Raw genomic sequence first — 17,877 nt, forward strand, 5'->3', positions numbered from 1 at the left:
GTTCCTCCAACCTGCCCACCGGGAACTTTCCCGTATAAAGTTAAAGCCGGCGACACCTACTATAAACTGGCACAAAAATACAATACCACTGTAGAGGCCATAATGAACGCCAACCCCGGTGTCGACCCCAACAACCTGCAGATCGGTCAAACCATCTGCATTCCCGGCACGGTTCCTCCAACCTGCCCACCGGGAACTTTCCCGTATAAAGTTAAAGCCGGCGACACCTACTATAAACTGGCACAAAAATACAATACCACTGTAGAAGCCATAATGAATGTCAACCCCGGTGTCGATCCCAACAACCTGCAGATCGGTCAAACCATCTGCATTCCCGGTAAGCCTGTACCGCCTCCGGGGCCCTGCCCGCGGGGTACATTCCCGTATAGAGTAAGACCGGGCGACACTTTCTACAAACTGGCGATGAGGTACAACACCACCGTAGAGGCTATAAAGAAAGCTAATCCCGGTGTTGATCCCAACAGGTTAAGAATCGGTCAAATTATCTGCATCCCCAGAACTTAAATACCCGTGTTAAACCTAAATAAGAACCGGTACTTTTCAGGCCGGTTCTTATTTACTTGCAATGATACCCTATTATGGCCAGCAGGTCTCTGCCGTACTCAGATACTTTTTTAGGACCGATGCCGGGAATGCGGCTTAAACTTTCCACAGTTGTAGGCTTTTGCCGGGCAATTTCTTCTAAAACCCGGTCATGAAAAAACATAAAAGCGGGCAGCTGTCTTTGGCGGGCCAGACTGCCCCGGTATTCTTTTAACGCCGCCAGCAGCTCCTCATCCAGCTCTTTTGTTCCGCTGGTTATACTTCCCTGCACTTTGATAGTGGGCACATTTTTTGTCACTTCAACCGGCACAGGCATGGGGTTGCCCATTGAAACTGCCTCCCATCCCTGGGGAGTAAGTTCCAACACCGGGTATTGATCCCCGCCGGTTATTAAATAACCATCACCCAAAAGTCTATCCACCATGGCCAGTATGGCACCGACAGTGCGGTTTTTTAATTTGCCATAGTTAGGCAGGAGATGGTAATCCCGGTCGATAATATCCCTAGCTTTGGAACCATGCAGAATAGCAGCCAGCTTTTTACGTCCCACACCGCGCCGTAACTGTTTTACACAGCGCAGTATCTCCAGCGGTTCAAAGGAAACATCTTCTTCTGCATGATTACCGCTGCAGTTATCGCAGCACAGGTGGGGTTTTTGCTTCACTTTTTCACCAAAGTAATCCAGCAGCACCGCCCGGCGGCAGCGGCCGCTGTGAATCCAGTTAACCAGGGCGGACAACTTATCGCGCCGGTCAGCCCGGCGCCTTTGGGACTCCTGCAGTATGTCCCGGGCAATCTTAGGGCCCATCTCGGTGGGGCCCGGTTCCACTTCCAAATGCTCTGCATTCCGCTCGATCAAGGAGATCACCCCCCGGCGTTCCAGCGCTCCCACCAGCAGTCGCAATCTGTTTTCATCCAGTCCCGCCGCATTTAATTCAGCCAGGTTCAGCACCGAACGGCCGCCGCGCAAATCTCTTTGATATGCTTTCCAAAAAATCACCATATGTTCCCGGGTTATACTGTCATTGTCAATCATCCACTGGTGAAGGGCCCGGTCCCGGGGAGCATAAAAAAGTATACATTTGGCCGGTTCCCCGTCACGCCCCGCCCTGCCCACTTCCTGATAGTAAGCCTCAAGGCTGGATGGCATACTGAAGTGAATCACAAACCTGATATCCTGTTTATCAATGCCCATGCCAAAGGCATTGGTGGCCACCACCACAGAATATTTGCCGCTAATAAATGCTTCCTGCACTTCAGCCCGCTGTTCCGAATCCATGCCGGCGTGGTATGGAGCGGCATTGATTCCCAGCTGAGAAATTAAAAACTGGGCCACCTCTTCAGTTTCTTTTCTGGTGGCAGTATATATTATCCCGCTGCCCCTTTCTGCAGTTAAAACCTCAGCCAGGGCCTGCAGTTTAGAACTGCCGCCGGGGAGCCGCCTAACTTCCAAATATAAATTGGGCCGGTCGCTGCCGGCAGCAACTTTGACCGCATTTTCTATCCCCAGCTGCTTCAATATATCCTGCTGCACCCTGGGCGTGGCTGTAGCAGTAAGGGCCAGCACCCTGGGACGATTGGCAATACTTTCTATGAATTCCCGCAGGTATAAATAATCCGGTCTGAAATCGTGTCCCCATTGAGATATGCAGTGGGCTTCATCCACCACCAGCAGTGTCAACGGCATATCGGCCAACAGGCTGCTGAAGCTCCTGGTACGCAGTCGTTCGGGAGCCACATATATTAGTTTATATTCCCCGCGTTTTATGCCCCGCAGCCTTTCCCGCTGTTCTTCCCTGGTAAGCTGACTGTTTAGTAATGTAACCTGGTGCAGGTTTCTGGTGTGCAGGCTGTCCACCTGGTCTTTCATTAAAGCAACCAGCGGTGAAATAACCAGCGTTACCCCCGGCAGCATCAAACCGGGCAGTTGGTAACAAAGGGATTTACCCCGCCCGGTGGGCATCACCGCCAGCACGTCACTGCCGGCCATTACTTTTTCGATAATCTCCCGCTGGCCGGGTCGAAAATCCTCAAATCCAAAGTATTTATGTAAAGCAGCCAGTAATTCAGCCAATACAAAACTCTCCTTATGGTTTATTTCTTTCATTGTAACCCAGCATTTTAAGGTTGTCCATAAATGTTATCCTACCAACCCCGGCCGCCATTGGCAGCCTTTGCCCATGTGACTAATCTCACTCCGCAGTTATGACCTATATCATACAATAGATTTACTTAACCGAGTATAATCAAACCATCGTTAATCAACTGCCCAAAACGCTCTAAATAAATTTTAGGAGGGATTATTTTAATGCTGTCAATATTCAATAAAGAAAAAGAAAAATTAGCCATGTTCTGCTACCAGTGTGAACAAACACCCAAAGGCGGCTGCACCAAAGCCGGTGTATGCGGTAAAGACCCTGATCTGGCCAGCCTGCAGGACACCATCATCTTTGCCCTCAAAGGAGCAGCTGCTTACGCCACCCACGCCAGACAGCTGGGCTATACCGATCCGGAAGTGGATGCCATTACCCACGAAGCACTGTACTCCACATTGACCAACGTAAACTTCAACCTGCAGGAAACTATTAACATGGCCCTTAAAGTGGGTACTGCCACCGTTAAGGTTATGGAACTGCTGGATAAAGCGCACACCGACCGCCTGGGTATTCCACAACCGGTAACCGTCACTTCGGATAAAATTGAAGGTAAATGCATTGTGGTTACCGGACACAACCTCTTTGCACTGGAGCAGCTGTTAAAACAGTCTGAGGGAAAGGGAGTTAACATTTACACCCACTCAGAAATGCTGCCGGCCCACGGCTACCCGCAATTAAAAAAATACCAGCACCTAAAGGGCAACATTGGCAAAGCATGGTACGACCAAAGAAAACTGTTTGAAGAGTTCCCCGGTGCCATTTTGGCCACCACAAACTGTGTAATGCCCATCCGCGGCAGTTACTCCCACCGCTTCTTTTCCTACGACGTAGCCGGCCTGGAGGGGGTAACCAAAATTGAAAACGATGACTTTACACCGCTGATTGAAAAGGCCCTGTCACTGCCGGAAGCCAGTGTACAGTCAGACAAAACACTGGCAACCGGGTTCCACCACGAAACAGTTTTAAAGCTGGCGCCGGAAATTATCGAAGCAGTTAAGACCGGTAAAATTAAACGTTTCTTTGTCATTGCCGGCTGCGATGCACCGGGTAAGGGCAACCAATACTACAGGGAACTGGCCATGTCACTGCCTAAAGAATGTGTAATCCTGACCACTTCTTGCGGTAAGTTTAGATTTAACGATCTGGATTACGGTACAGTACCGGGTACCAACATTCCCCGCTACATCGACCTGGGCCAGTGCAACAACTCTATTTCTGCAGTTAAAATTGCCGCTGCCCTGGCAGAGGCATTTGAATGCTCCGTGAACGAGCTGCCGTTATCCATCGTGCTGTCCTGGTTCGAACAAAAAGCAGTGGCCATTCTGCTCGCCCTGTTCAGCCTGGGTATTAAAAATATCTACATCGGTGCTAAACCACCGGAATTCATCACCCCGGGTGTACTGAAAGTACTGCAGGATAACTTTAACCTGAAGCTTATCAGTGACCCCAAAACAGATCTGGCAGAAATGATGAAGTAACAAATAACAACCGGAGAGTTGGATTCTTCCAACTCCCCCTTAATTACGTTTCTAAAATTGATATAATATAATCGGCTATCAAATCCACTTTTAATACCTGTCTGTGTCCAAAAAGGCTGTCCGGTAATTTTCCCAGCCTGCTGACAGAAATAATGTCCCCTTCTGTAACCGGTTTATCGTTCGTATCTATTAAATAAGCCGAACAGGGATTAACAATTAAGTCCTGTTCAGTGGCAAAGGTTGCGATATGTATTCCTTTTTTCTGCAGCCTGTTGGCCACTTCCTTTCTAAATTCTTTTATCTCTTCTCTAAATTCATTTTCCGAAACTATACGTTTTACCGCGGTACTTCCCCAAATCGAGCCGGTCTGCCCCAGGGCATCTAAAATAAAATCAGGTACATTATAAACAGAGCCGATTAATGGCGCATTTAGCGTTACTACCCCTTCTATCCTGTTACTATTTTCCGTATAATACCGGCTTACAAAATCATAAGCCACATAACCTCCCAAACTGTGACCTACAAGTATAAACCGGGCATCCGGATGGACAGCTGAAAAATCATCAATTAAGTCATTTAAATGTTTTACACTTATTTCAATGGGCTGACCGGTATCTTCGGGCCCATATTTATTTGGAAACCAGTTTCCCGCCCTTATTTCTCCCCCGGTATAACTATATAATAGAAACCGGTTATCGTTATAATGAAAACCATAAGAAGTAAGCCTTTTTCTAATATGTTCAAATCCCATATTGGTATAACGTGTCCCGTTGCACCTGGTCCCTAAACCGTTTAAAAATACTATATAGGTACTGCTGTCTTTAAGGCTCAACTTTTCATACCGCTGTGAAATGTTTTTGGTTTTAGAAATAGGGTTAATTGGGGAATTAAAAACCACTTTCCTTCCTAAAACAGCCAGCAGAACTATAACCGTAAAAAAAATAAATACATACAATAATTTTCTATGACCGCTCTTCATCCCATTTCACCATAGATTGTTTTTTTATTATGTTAACCTGTGATTTCTTTAAACATGCAGTAAAAAAGAGAACCAAATTATCCCTTGGTTCTCCCTTAAATAAAGAAAAACTTTAAACCCTATCCACCTTGTACCCCTTATTTTTCAACTCTTTCAACAGCATCTCCAGATGTTCATTATCCTGGGTTTCTATTACCAAGTCCACCCGGGCACAGCCCAATTCCGCCTCTAAACTAATACGGTTGTGATGAATTTCTACGATGTTTGCTCCCATATCCGATATTACTTTCAGCATCTCCTGCAGCCTGCCCGGTTTGTCCAAAACAATGGTGCTTAACTCTGTTTTGCGTCCCGCTTTGGCCAGACCCTTGTCCACAATGCGGGAAAGAACATTAACGTCAATGTTGCCGCCGCTTATTACCGCCACCACTTTTTTACCCGGCATTTTCACCTTTCCGCTGGCCACCGCCGCCATGGATGCGGCACCGGCACCCTCGGCCACCAGTTTAAACCTTTCCAGCAGCATTAGTATAGCATTGGCAATTTCATCTTCATCCACCGTCACAAAATCATCTACATACCGGCTGGCAATTTGATATGTTAATTTACCGGGAGTTTTTACCGCAATACCGTCAGCTATTGTGGCCGCACTGGTTAAACTGACCAGTTTTCCTTCTTCCACCGATTTCTTCATCGACGCTGCATTGCTGGCTTCTACCCCGATAATTTTTATATCCGGGTTTATGGCCTTGGCAGCCAGAGCTATTCCCGCTATCAGCCCGCCGCCACCTATGGGCACTATGATGGCATCAATATCCGGTATATCTTCCAGTATCTCCAGGGCAATAGTTCCCTGGCCGGCTATGGTGTGCGGATTATCAAAGGGGTGTATAAACACCGCCCCGGTCTGATTTTGTATTTCCACCGCCTTGGCATAGGTATCGTCATAAACATTGCCATGCAGTATTACTTCAGCCCCGTATCCTTTGGTGGCAGTTATTTTAGCCAGGGGAGCCGTTTCCGGCATTACAATGGTTGACTTAATACCAAAAGCAGATGCTGCCAGCGCCACTCCCTGGGCATGATTGCCCGCCGACGATGCTATTACACCCTTTGCTCTTTGTTCCGGAGTAAGATTATATATTTTGTTATAAGCACCGCGAATTTTAAAAGAACCCGTCTGCTGCAGGTTTTCCAATTTTAAATAAACTTCACAGCTGCATAATTCGTTAATGGGACTGTAAATAACATCCGTTTTTCTAACCACCCCTGCCAAAACCCGGCGAGCAGCTTTGATGTCTTCAAGCGATACGCTGTTCAAAGTTATCACCTCTAAGCTGAAAATTTTTATGCTTATGCTTACCGAAAATATGCCATTTAATGTACACCTGAGGTAAACCGCCGTGTTTCTTATCCCAAAAACATAATACATCAAAAAAGACTTGCACGCATTAGGTACAAGTCTTTTCAGAATTATTTAATTCTTCTTGTAATAACGTTATCAATAATGCCGTACCTTTTAGCTTGATCTGCACTCATAAAGAAATCCCGTTCGGTATCCCGGGCTATGGTACTAACTGGTTGACCGGTGTGATAGGCCAGCAGTTTATTTAAAGTTTCTTTCATTGTTAAAATTTCCCTGGCATGAATATCTATATCCGTAGCCTGGCCCTGTACCCCACCTAGGGGTTGGTGAATCATAATGCGGGCATAGGGTAAAGCAAACCGTTTTCCCTTTGCTCCTGCCGCCAGCAAAAAGGAACCCATACTGGCAGCCTGCCCCATACAAATAGTAGATACGTCCGGTCTAATATACTGCATGGTATCATAAATGGCCAACCCCGCCGTTACTACCCCGCCCGGCGAATTTATATACAGGTAGATATCCTTTCCCGGGTCTTCCGCCTCTAAAAACAGTAACTGGGCAATAATCAAGTTTGCCACACTGTCATCTATGGCACCACCGATAAAGATAATGCGATCCTTTAATAACCGTGAATAAATATCATATGACCGCTCACCCCGGTTTGTCTGCTCAACCACAATAGGTACCAATGCCGGCATAACTTATACCTCCTTTTCATGTATATATTAGATATACTACATTAGTTATAAAAACGTTACCCCATGTTCGGTACCACAGGATCACTGTTTTTTCACGGGTTTGCCTTTGTTTCTACAGCGTTTGCCACCGTGCATACCCACATGCCGAAAATTGCCGCCCTCTATCCTTATTGCCTTCCCTTGTACCAGCGCCTGGGCAACTTTATTACGAGCAGCAGCCAAAATGCGGTGAAAGGTGGGTCTTGATACCTGCATTCTTTCGGCGCAAACTTCCTGTTCCAGGCCTTCCAAATCCTTCAGGCGAATGGCTTCCAGCTCTTCCACCGTCAAAGCCATTTCTTCCAGGTTTAGCAAAGGCACACCGGCAGGTTTAAAATATGTAATTTCTGGAACGAACTCCACTCTCCTGCATTTAGGTGGTCGCGGCATGGCATCCCCTCCTAAAAATATTCTAGTTACAAAATGAACGTATGTCAATTATAATCAAGCCATAATTTGTTATTAATAACTCGGTTTGATATATATTATGTGGTTTTTTACAAATTTAAAAGGACGTATCATTAGCGATACGTCCTGCCTTTTTAAACAGCATCCAGCTCAAACTTTTTGTGAATAGCTTTTACTGCCTTAACTGCTTGATCAGCTTTTACCACACAGGATACCTTTATTTCCGACGTGGTAATCATTTCAATGTTAATTCCTTCTTCCGCCAAAGCTTCAAACATAGTAGCCGCTACGCCGGGATTGCTAACCATACCGGATCCGATGATAGAAACTTTGGAAACATCTTCATCATGGGCATAACGGCTGAACCCCACTTCCCGCTGAATTTCTTCCACCACCGCCAGCGCCTTGCGCAGGTCATCCCTGGTAATGGTAAAAGAAATATCGTTAACGTTGTTGCGCACCGCACTTTGGATAATCATGTCTACGTCAATATTTTTATTGGCCAATGCTCTAAAAACACTGTAAGCAATACCCGGTTTATCGGGAACATCATACAAACCTATTCTGGCCACATTGTCATCGTGGGTTACCCCACTGATAATTAAATCCTTTTCCATTTCACTAACCTCCTGAACAACGGTACCCATACTGTTAAAATCAAAACTGGAACGCACCACAATGGGCATGTTATATAATTTGGCCAGCTCCACCGAACGGGGATGCAGTACTTTAGCTCCTAAGCTGGCCAATTCCAGCATTTCATCGTGAGATACCGCCTTTAATTTTCTCGCCTCCGGTACCACCCGCGGATCTGCAGTGTATACCCCGTCCACATCGGTGTATATTTCGCACAAATCAGCTTTTAAAGCCACTGCCAGTGCCACAGCTGAAGTATCCGAACCGCCGCGTCCCAGGGTGGTGATTTCATTCTCATTAACACCCTGGAAACCGGCCACCACCACAACATTACCCTTATCTAACTCATTTTCTATGCGTTTTGTATCAATATCAATAATTTTAGCCTTGCTATAAACACGGTTGGTTTTTACTCCAGCCTGGCCGCCGGTAAGAGACACGGTATTACACCCCAAATCATTTATAGCCATGGCCAAAAGCGCAATGGACACCTGCTCACCGGTGGAAAGCAGCATATCAACTTCCCGCTCAGGAGGATTATTGGTAATCTCCTTCATGAGGTTGATTAAATCATCAGTGGTATCGCCCATGGCCGACACCACCACCACCATTTTGTTCCCCGCTTTATAACCTTCCGCCACCCTGCCGGCAACCCTTTTTATGCGTTCCGGGGTAGCCACTGAACTGCCGCCGTACTTCTGCACTATTAACATTACCGCTTATTCACTCCTGCCTAATTTATTCAAATTGAAATTTTAAACTGTAAAAAATTCTACATTCTTTCCACAGCCCTGGCACCCACCGGGCTGGGTTCCAGCACCATCACTTTAGCCATAATCCCGTTTTCCCTGAAGGTATCTCTCATTACTTTGGCAATCAAATCAAAATTTTCATCTGCAAAAGCAATTAATGTCGGGCCCGCCCCGGATAACACAACCCCCCTGGCGCCGGCCAATCTGGCGGCAGCCAGCACCTTCTTCATGCCGGGCACCAGTGAAGCCCGGTAACTTTGATGCAGCCGGTCCTCCATGGCATAATTTAACTTGCTTAAATCACCCTGGCACAGGGCCGTAACCAGCAAAGCCGTCCTGCCTACGTTAAACACTGCATCCTGCAGCGGCACCTGACCGGGCAGAACCTCGCGGGCCCGTTTAGTTGACAGCTGAAAATCCGGCACGGCCACCACCGTTTTTAATCCCGCCGGCGGGGCAATATACAGATACCGCACTTCCCCCTCAGCAGCGGTAGCAGCTATAATACCGCCCAGCAAAGCAGGAGCCACATTGTCCGGGTGCCCTTCCATTTCATTAGCCAGTGCCAGCAATTTATCTTTACTTAGTTTGCCGCCGGATAAAATGTTGGCTGCAACAATGCCGCCCACAATTGCCGCTGCACTGCTGCCCAACCCCCGGCAAACAGGTACTCGGTTAGTTAGCCTAATTTTTAACCCCGCGGGATTATAATTCACATGCTGGAATACCTTGTGCGCTGCTTTATAAACAATATTGCTTTCATCCCGGGGGATACTCGCTGCACCGTCACCATGTACTTCAATGGTCAACCCGGCAGAGGTCTCATCCATTTCCACCGTATTGTACAGTTTTAAAGCCATTCCCAAACAGTCAAATCCCGGGCCGAGATTGGCTGTTGTAGCAGGAACCTGAACACGAATCATTATCCTCTACCCCTCAACACGTATCACGTTAGGTATATCTTTAACACATGAAAGCTGCCTGATATCTGCCAGGGCATCCTGTAAATTTTCCTCTTTTGTTTCATGGGTAATCAGCACCAGTTCCGCTGTACTTCCTTCCTCATCCTTTTGAATCACCGATGCCAGGCTTACATTCTTATTGCCAAATACCAGGGCAATTGATGCCAGCACACCTGGTTTATCAGATACAAGGGCACGTACATAAAAGCGGCTCTTAGTTTCACCCATCGGTTTAATGGGTTTATTATCATAACAGGTGCACCCAATAATGCCCGGCACATTCCTCACCAAATCCCGGGCAGCATCCATTATATCCGCCACCACCGCACTGGCAGTGGGCAGCTCCCCTGCTCCCTGACCGTAAAACATGGTATCACCCACCGCATCTCCCCGGACAAATACCGCATTAAATGCATCATTCACCGATGCCAGCGGGTGTTCCCGGGGAATGAGAGTGGGGTGAACCCTTACCTCTATACCTTCCTCCGTCCATTTAGCAATTCCTAATAATTTAATAATATAACCCAGTTCACTGGCATAAGCAATATCTTCACTGGAAATCTTAGTAATTCCCTCTACATAAACATCATCCAAAGTTACCCTGGTATTGAAAGCTATGGATGCCAAAATGGCAATCTTACGGGCAGCATCATAACCTTCAACATCAGAACTGGGATCGGCTTCTGCATATCCTTTAGCCTGGGCCTCTTTTAATACGGTATCAAAATCCGAACCTTCCCTGGTCATTTTGGTCAGCATATAGTTAGTTGTTCCGTTAATTATACCAAAAACCTGTTCAATATTATTAGCAGCCAAACTTTGCTTCATTGTACGGATAATGGGAATACCACCGGCCACACTGGCTTCAAAGAAAAGATCACAGCTGCCTGCCTCTGCGGCAGCAAACAATTCCTTTCCATGCATGGCCACCATATCCTTGTTGGCAGTTACCACGCTTTTACCGTTATTTAAAGCTCGTAATACATAATCTAAAATTTTATTTACCCCGCCGAGAACTTCTACTACAATATCTATCTCCGGATCGTTAATTATCTCATTAATATCGGTTGTCAACATACCGGGATCTATTTTTACACCCCGGTCCTTGTTTAAATCCCTTACCAGTACCTTTTTTATTTCCAACTTTAACCCGATCCTGCGCTCTATGTTGACGGCATTTTCCGTTAATATGCGGTAAACGCCCCGCCCCACTGTACCCAATCCCAGTAAACCTATTTTTACCACCTGTTTTACCTTCATAATTTAACCTCCACAGTTTACAATAATAAATTAACTCTGACCTACCACATCAACCCGCTGTACACCGTCCAATTTTTGCAGCCGGGTTACCAATTCCTCCAAATCGCCCACCAGTTCGGTAGTTTCAATAGACACAGCCACATTGGCCACCCCCTCCTGGGGTACATTTTGGTTAATGGTCAGCACATTACCATGAACATGGGCAATATTATTCAATATATTCGACAGCACACCAGCACGGTGCTCCAACAACAACGACAGGGTAACTATTTTACCCCTACTCCATTGATAAAAGGGATATACCCCATCCTTATACTTATAAAAGGCGCTGCGGGAAAGACCTACTTTTTCCACCGCGTCGTTAACAGTTATAGCCTGTCCCTTACGCAGCAGTTCCTTGGCCTTAGCCGTTTTCAGTATCGCTTCAGGTAATATATCTTCACGCACCAAAAAATAACGTGGATCTTTACTGCGCAACAACATCACCCTCCTGTCCCCGTGTGAAGGATATAATTCCTTCACATGCAGACATTATAACACTTGAATATTTTGCTGACAATAATTAATTTTATTATGCCCCAAAATACAGTTAGAGTTAAGTTCGTATAATTGTGTAAAAAGGATTTGACTCTAAAAAATAAATGAGCAATTTACAAATTCCCCAGTTAGAAGGTAATTTGGAAAAAACTAAAAAATTATATAGGCGCTTGTTCCGGTATACAGTTTTCCAGCTAAAAATTTGCACATAAATTCGGACTTGATCTGGTGTTTAAAGCAATAAAATAATATTTGTTGTTTACATACACCAAATTCTATATAACAGGCTTAAATCCCTATTATTAATGTCATTTGTAACCACATGGTATTAGACTATTTCCCCATTAGCAGATATAATATCTACAATTGTAACAAGTTTATAAAATTCTATATTTTTAAAAGAACGCTTAGTTCTCAGACGAGAAGCGGGGGATCCAACTTTTGGGGTGAATCCATTTTTTATTGGTAGGGCTACCCTTCGGCCCGAACCCGTCAGCTAACCTCGTAGGCGTGGCAAGGGGAGTGTACTGGAATATAATAAAAAACACCAGTATTTCTATATATATTCCAGATTATGATAATTTATTCAAAACATATGCCTGCCCTGTGCAGGCCTTTTAAATTATGCCCATACCCCTTGGAATTTTTCAAGGAGTGTGGGTATTTATTTTTTTAAAGTAAACATTTTGCATATTTGCATAATATGCAGCTCATGTATTTCAGGGAGGTAAAGACAAATGATACAAATGTTCTTTGAAACTAAAAATATTAATCTTAACCAACCCTTCAGTTTTTCTAGTCAGGCTGCCGCAATGGTGTCAAGGGTGCAAAGCAGGCGTCAGCCCTTGTCCTTGGTACTATGAGGTTAAGTATGAAGTATTATTAAAATTAGGAGGTAATAATGAATATTTTAAAAAACAAATTGTTAAAAATTTCAAATGCCACTGAAGATAATTGGAATGACTGGCAGTGGCAAATTAGAAACAGGATTAAAACAGTCAACGAACTGAAAAAAATTATATCTCTTTCTGATCAAGAAACCAAAAGCATTGAAAAATGTTTAAAATACTTTCGAATGGCTATTACTCCATATTATGCTTCCCTCATGCACCCCACTAACAAGAACTGTCCTATTCGCAAGCAGGCCGTGCCCAGCGAAATGGAAACACAAATTAACCAATCTGATATGGAAGATCCACTTCATGAAGATGTCGACTCTCCCGTGCCAGGAATAACTCATCGCTACCCAGATCGAGCACTGCTATTAGTTACTGACCAATGTGCTATGTACTGCCGTCACTGCACCCGTCGGCGGATGGCCGGTTCCCATGATAAACCTATGCCAAAGTCACAGGTTGATAAAGCCATTAACTACATAAGAAAAACCACAGAAATTAGAGACGTAATTATTTCCGGTGGTGATCCACTTACTCTTTGCGACAGCAAATTGGAATATATTCTTAAACAGCTTCGCTCCATTGAGCATGTAGAAATTATCCGTATCGGTTCACGTATGCCGGTTGTACTACCCCAACGGATTACAAATGAACTGTGCAGTATGCTAAAAAAATACCAACCTTTATGGATAAACACTCACTTTAATCACCCTAAAGAAATCACACCAGAATCCACCACCGCCTGTACTAAATTAGCTGACGCCGGCATCCCTTTGGGTAACCAAAGCGTATTATTGAAAACAGTTAATGATTGTTCACATATCTATAAAAATCTTGTTCGGCAGCTGGTAAAAATTAGAGTACGTCCATATTATCTGTACCAATGTGATTTATCAAGGGGTATCAGCCACTTCCGCACCTCTGTTTCTAAAGGCATTGAAATTATTGAATCACTGCGGGGACACACTTCTGGTTTATGCATACCCCAATTTGTAGTGGATGCACCCGGTGGTGGCGGTAAAATTCCGATTAACCCCCAGTACATAATTTCGCAATCAGACAGTAAAGTAATTCTTCGCAATTATGAAGGTAAAATGTTTGTATATGAAGAAACAAATGATAAACCCAGCAGTTGTGATAGCTGCATGACCTGTATGAAAAAAAATAATGAAAAATCTGTTGGCCCAGCCAGTCTGCTTATACCAAGTAAACCTAAAAAATCTAAAAATCTAAAAAGCAAGTTGGATAGTGATGGAGTGATAGACGTTGTTAATAGATAAGCAATCTGCATTACAGCATAGTGAATCATCATTTAAAATTAAGGCCATGATTGATAAAATAAACCAGCGTATTTGGGTTTCAGATTACAGCTTTACAGATATACCAGCATTCTCTGAATTTCTATTTAAAAATGCAGCCAAATTTTCGGCACAGAAAATAATAATACCTGCTAGGGAGAAAGATCTAGAACCTTTAAAAGAACAGGGCTTTATACTGGAAGGCCGAGCAGAAGGCTTTTTAAACGGCAAAACCGCTTACTTTATGGCCGCCTACCCGGAGCCAAACCGCCAGTACAGTCCACACTTAAAAAAGAAAATGAGTGAGCTGCAAAAAATATTATCTCTGCCGGTTAAGCCCGCCGGTAAAATACCGGAGGGTTATACCTTTAGGGATGCCGGGCCGGGGGATGCCCCGGCGCTGGCCGAGCTGTTTGGAAAAATTTTTTCCACCTATCCCACACCGCTGGACAAAGAAAGTTATATATTGAAGTTAATGAAAAACAGTACCATTTTCCGGTTGGCAGTGCACAACAATGTAATTGCCGCTGCCGGCGCGGCAGAAATGGATATGGAAAACAGCAACGCCGAAATGACCAATTGCGCCACCCTCCCCGAACACCGGGGTAAAGGGTTAATGAGTATCATCATACAAGATTTGGAACACGCAGCGGCAAAAAGAGGTATCAAATGTTTATACAGCTTATCCCGCTCTTCAGAATTGGGCATTAATTTGATTTTTCACCGTATGGGCTACACTTACAGCGGCACATTAATAAATAACTGTCACATATGCAGTACCTGGGAGGACATGCATTTATGGGTAAAAGCCACGTTTATGGATAAGCCGCTGCCAAACTAGGCGCGGAATACCGGGGGAGACAGGATGCCGTACAGGAGGTGCGGCACCGGTATCTAATCCATGGATGGCAAATATGCCCCGTGAAGGGAGAGTAATAGCTTGCAAAAAACAGCCGTAGCTGCGGCCAAGTGCCCGGCCTATGACAAACTAAAAATAAATAACGCCCTGAACAAATTGATCAACAGTTTAGGAGGAATAGAAAAATTTGTGCAGCCTGGGCAGGTGGTGGCCGTTAAACCGAACCTGGTTGCTAAAAAGAAACCCGCCGAAGCTGCCACCACGCATCCGCTGGTGGTAGAGGCAGTGGTTAGACTAGTTCAGCAGGCAGGTGGAAAACCCTTTATTGTCGACTCCCCCGGCGGACCCTCCAGCAGGGGGGTGCTGCGCTCGGTTTACCGGGCCACAGGCATGACCGAAGTGGCTGAAAAAACCGGCTGCGATTTAAATTTTGATACCAGTGAAACAGTGCTCAACCACCCCCGGGGCAAAGCGGTGAAGCAGCTGACACTGCTTAAAGTGCTGACAAAGGCAGATGTTATCATTGCACTGCCTAAACTTAAAACCCACTGCATGACCAGGTATACCGGGGCGGTTAAGCTGATGTACGGGGCCGTTCCGGGGCTAAAAAAAGCCGAATATCACTTTAATATGCAAAAATTACGGGAATTTTCCCAGCTATTAATTGACATCAACACCCTGCTGCCCGCTTCCCTAAACATCATGGATGCAGTGGTGGGAATGGAAGGTGACGGACCCACAGCCGGTTCTCCCCGGGAAGCAGGCCTGCTGCTGGCCAGTACCAACCCCTACGCCCTTGATTATATATGTTCCGATTTGATTGGTATAAAACCGGATTCTTTGGTTTTCATTCAACTGGCCAAAGAACAGGGACTCTGCCCACCCCCGGCGGAAATTGAACTGTTAGCAGACCCTTTACCGGAGCTCAACCCGCCTTTCAAATTACCCAGCCACAAAAATGTTGATTTTAACCTGCCCGGGTTTCTAAAAAGATTTATCAGCAGGCTGCAGCCCAGGCCGGTTTTCAGCCCGGAACTCTGCATGGGCTGCGGAGAGTGTCACCGCTGCTGCCCGGCCGGTGCCATTACCATGGTAAATGGCCAGCCCCAGTTAACGCTGGATTCATGTATCCGCTGTTTCTGCTGCCAGGAGCTGTGCCCGCACAAAGCTGTGCAGATACACCAGCACTGGCTGGGGAAAAGATTACTGCGATAAATAAGATAACTTTTTCAGGGTAGACCCTCATGCCGGTAAAGACATAAAGAAACCTTGGCCGCTTTTTAGACCAAGGTTTCTCATACTATATAATGATACAAATTAACCCACCACTGCCGTCATTAACAATGCGCTGCAGAGTTTCCTGCAGTTTTGCCTGGGCATTTTCAGGCATGCGGTGTATTTTGTTTTGCACACCTTCGCGAACTAAATCATGCAAGCTCTTACCAAATATCTCCGATGACCAGATTTTTTTCGGATCTTCATCAAATTCATCCAGCATATAACGCACCAGCTCTTCACACTGTTTTTCAGTGCCAATGATAGGAGTTATCTCAGTAGTTATGTCCGCCCTGATAATGTGCAGTGAGGGAGCACTGGCTTTTAGCTTAACTCCAAAACGACTTCCCTGGCGAATCAGTTCCGGTTCCTCCAGGTTCATTTCATCCAACCGCGGTGTCACCACACCGTAACCGGTTTCTTTAACCTCGGCAAACGCTTCCGCCACTTTATCCCATTCATTTTTGGCCACTGCAAACTCCCGCATCAAACGGAAGATGTCTTCGTCGCCCTTAATTTCATGCCCGCATTCCTCGGTCAGCACTTTATAAAACAGATCCCGTTTGGCCAGCATTTCAATGGAAGCAGAACCAGTTCCCATATCCATACTTTTAAGATTAACCTGTTCCACAAAATCATACCCGGCTAAAGCTTCAACGGCAGTTTCAATGTCCCGCAGCCTGCGCACATGATGTACAGTGGTTTTTACCGCCTCTTCAAAATTATCTCTTAACCAGTGCTTGGAATCCAATTCTTCAACCCACGGCGGCAGCGAAATACTAACTTCATTGACGGGAAATTCAAAGAGAATCTGCTCTAATATATATAAAATGTCCTCCTGGCTTAATTCTGCCGCATTAACCGGCAGCACCGGCACATCATACTTTTCCTGCAGTTCCATGGCCATCGCTTCTACTTCCGGGGAGGTGGGACGAATACTGTTCATTAATATAACAAAGGGTTTACCCAGCTCCTTTAGTTCTTCCACCACCCTTTCTTCCGCTTCAATGTAATTTTCCCTGGGAATATCGGTTATAGAGCCATCTGTGGTAACCAGTACGCCGATGGTGGAATGTTCAGATATCACTTTTCGTGTTCCTATTTCTGCAGCTTCCTGAAAGGGAATGGGGTCCTCAAACCAGGGAGTTGTAACCATCCTTGGGCCGTCCTCTTCTTCATAACCAAGGGCCCCTTCCACCCGGTAGCCCACACAGTCCACCAGGCGCATCTTCACCTGCAGGCTGGGACTGATGACAATTTCCACCGCTTCATTGGGAACAAATTTGGGCTCAGTGGTCATTATGGTACGACCGGCTCCGCTTTGAGGGAGTTCATCTTTAGCCCGTTCCCTGTCGTGTACATTCTTAATATTAGGAATAACTGTTAAATCCATAAATCTCTTTATAAATGTGGACTTGCCGGTTCGCACACCACCGACTACGCCCAAATAGATATCTCCGCCGGTGCGTTCCGCAATATCGCGGAAAAGATCAATTTTTTCCATACGCACTCTCCCTCCTTTGAAATATATAAATTATTAACGTTCCTAATCTATATATAAAAAATGCATCCCTCCCCTGCCAAGCAAACAAGGTCAGGACAGCGATTATAATTACTGCCCCTAACCCAGGCACCGGGTAGTCCCGTTCATGTGTATTTTTTTCCAAAAGCATACAATAACAATATATATATATGAGCGAAAATTAGTATTATG

Annotated in this window: 15 protein-coding genes and 1 riboswitch; of the genes, 5 read left to right on the forward strand and 10 right to left on the reverse strand. The window is 45.4% G+C overall.

Annotation, left to right across the window (positions count from 1 at the left end):
* A partial coding sequence (locus tag JOC37_RS04880; protein WP_238480765.1) for a LysM peptidoglycan-binding domain-containing protein occupies positions 1-525 on the forward strand: 525 nt, incomplete at its 5' end.
* A gap of 52 nt (positions 526-577) precedes the next feature.
* Here JOC37_RS04880 and JOC37_RS04885 read toward each other — a convergent pair.
* On the reverse strand, positions 578-2,638 hold the full coding sequence (locus tag JOC37_RS04885; protein ID WP_204616734.1) for a RecQ family ATP-dependent DNA helicase: 2,061 nt from the start codon (positions 2,636-2,638) through the stop codon (positions 578-580).
* A gap of 273 nt (positions 2,639-2,911) precedes the next feature.
* On the opposite strand from JOC37_RS04885, the gene hcp reads away from it, so the two are divergent.
* Entirely contained in the window at positions 2,912-4,198 is a 1,287-nt protein-coding gene (hcp, locus tag JOC37_RS04890) for a hydroxylamine reductase (protein ID WP_204616878.1), read from the forward strand.
* A 43-nt stretch (positions 4,199-4,241) separates the two neighbouring features.
* Here hcp and JOC37_RS04895 read toward each other — a convergent pair whose 3' ends face one another.
* The 8 genes from JOC37_RS04895 to JOC37_RS04930 form a co-directional block, all read right to left on the reverse strand.
* Positions 4,242-5,177, reverse strand: a complete 936-nt coding sequence (locus JOC37_RS04895) for an alpha/beta hydrolase (protein WP_204616736.1) — start codon at positions 5,175-5,177, stop codon at positions 4,242-4,244.
* A 112-nt stretch (positions 5,178-5,289) separates the two neighbouring features.
* Positions 5,290-6,498, reverse strand: a complete 1,209-nt coding sequence (gene ilvA, locus JOC37_RS04900; protein ID WP_204616737.1) for a threonine ammonia-lyase — start codon at positions 6,496-6,498, stop codon at positions 5,290-5,292.
* A 152-nt stretch (positions 6,499-6,650) separates the two neighbouring features.
* Entirely contained in the window at positions 6,651-7,241 is a 591-nt protein-coding gene (gene clpP / locus JOC37_RS04905; protein WP_204616739.1) for an ATP-dependent Clp endopeptidase proteolytic subunit ClpP, read from the reverse strand.
* Between the two features lie 81 nt (positions 7,242-7,322).
* Positions 7,323-7,670, reverse strand: coding sequence for a DUF134 domain-containing protein (locus JOC37_RS04910; protein ID WP_204616741.1), 348 nt, complete (start codon positions 7,668-7,670; stop codon positions 7,323-7,325).
* A gap of 152 nt (positions 7,671-7,822) precedes the next feature.
* A complete protein-coding gene (locus tag JOC37_RS04915; protein WP_204616743.1) occupies positions 7,823-9,037 on the reverse strand; it encodes an aspartate kinase in 1,215 nt (404 codons plus the stop codon).
* Positions 9,038-9,096: 59 nt separating this feature from the next.
* On the reverse strand, positions 9,097-9,999 hold the full coding sequence (gene thrB / locus JOC37_RS04920) for a homoserine kinase (protein WP_204616744.1): 903 nt from the start codon (positions 9,997-9,999) through the stop codon (positions 9,097-9,099).
* Between the two features lie 6 nt (positions 10,000-10,005).
* Positions 10,006-11,298: a homoserine dehydrogenase gene (locus JOC37_RS04925; protein WP_204616746.1), complete on the reverse strand. Its 1,293-nt coding sequence runs from the start codon at positions 11,296-11,298 to the stop codon at positions 10,006-10,008.
* Positions 11,299-11,328: 30 nt separating this feature from the next.
* A complete protein-coding gene (locus JOC37_RS04930) occupies positions 11,329-11,781 on the reverse strand; it encodes an ACT domain-containing protein (RefSeq protein WP_420797277.1) in 453 nt (150 codons plus the stop codon).
* Between the two features lie 448 nt (positions 11,782-12,229).
* A riboswitch (cyclic di-AMP (ydaO/yuaA leader) is annotated at positions 12,230-12,361 on the forward strand.
* A 375-nt stretch (positions 12,362-12,736) separates the two neighbouring features.
* Here JOC37_RS04930 and kamA point away from each other — a divergent pair.
* From kamA to JOC37_RS04945, 3 genes are all read left to right on the forward strand, one after another.
* Positions 12,737-14,011, forward strand: coding sequence for a lysine 2,3-aminomutase (gene kamA, locus JOC37_RS04935; RefSeq protein ID WP_204616750.1), 1,275 nt, complete (start codon positions 12,737-12,739; stop codon positions 14,009-14,011).
* Complete coding sequence (ablB, locus tag JOC37_RS04940) at positions 13,998-14,870, forward strand: putative beta-lysine N-acetyltransferase (RefSeq protein ID WP_204616752.1); 873 nt, start codon at positions 13,998-14,000, stop codon at positions 14,868-14,870. Before kamA ends, ablB begins: the two co-directional genes overlap by 14 nt.
* A 99-nt stretch (positions 14,871-14,969) precedes the next feature.
* Entirely contained in the window at positions 14,970-16,103 is a 1,134-nt protein-coding gene (locus JOC37_RS04945) for a DUF362 domain-containing protein (RefSeq protein WP_204616754.1), read from the forward strand.
* Between the two features lie 85 nt (positions 16,104-16,188).
* Here JOC37_RS04945 and spoIVA read toward each other — a convergent pair whose 3' ends face one another.
* Positions 16,189-17,667, reverse strand: coding sequence for a stage IV sporulation protein A (gene spoIVA / locus JOC37_RS04950; RefSeq protein ID WP_204616756.1), 1,479 nt, complete (start codon positions 17,665-17,667; stop codon positions 16,189-16,191).
* Between the last annotated feature and the right edge of the window lie 210 nt (positions 17,668-17,877).

The organism is Desulforadius tongensis (genome assembly GCF_016907915.1).
Lineage (GTDB): Bacteria > Bacillota > Desulfotomaculia > Desulfotomaculales > Desulfohalotomaculaceae > Desulforadius > Desulforadius tongensis.

Excerpts from the sequence above, each read along its gene's own strand:
- hcp (WP_204616878.1), top strand. The coding sequence starts at position 2,912 with ATGTTCTGCTACCAGTGTGAACAAACACCCAAAGGCGGCTGCACCAAA.
- JOC37_RS04895 (WP_204616736.1), bottom strand. The coding sequence starts at position 5,177 with ATGAAGAGCGGTCATAGAAAATTATTGTATGTATTTATTTTTTTTACG.
- clpP (WP_204616739.1), bottom strand. The coding sequence starts at position 7,241 with ATGCCGGCATTGGTACCTATTGTGGTTGAGCAGACAAACCGGGGTGAG.
- JOC37_RS04910 (WP_204616741.1), bottom strand. The coding sequence starts at position 7,670 with ATGCCGCGACCACCTAAATGCAGGAGAGTGGAGTTCGTTCCAGAAATT.
- JOC37_RS04915 (WP_204616743.1), bottom strand. The coding sequence starts at position 9,037 with ATGTTAATAGTGCAGAAGTACGGCGGCAGTTCAGTGGCTACCCCGGAA.
- thrB (WP_204616744.1), bottom strand. The coding sequence starts at position 9,999 with ATGATTCGTGTTCAGGTTCCTGCTACAACAGCCAATCTCGGCCCGGGA.
- JOC37_RS04925 (WP_204616746.1), bottom strand. The coding sequence starts at position 11,298 with ATGAAGGTAAAACAGGTGGTAAAAATAGGTTTACTGGGATTGGGTACA.
- JOC37_RS04930 (WP_420797277.1), bottom strand. The coding sequence starts at position 11,781 with ATGTTGTTGCGCAGTAAAGATCCACGTTATTTTTTGGTGCGTGAAGAT.
- kamA (WP_204616750.1), top strand. The coding sequence starts at position 12,737 with ATGAATATTTTAAAAAACAAATTGTTAAAAATTTCAAATGCCACTGAA.
- spoIVA (WP_204616756.1), bottom strand. The coding sequence starts at position 17,667 with ATGGAAAAAATTGATCTTTTCCGCGATATTGCGGAACGCACCGGCGGA.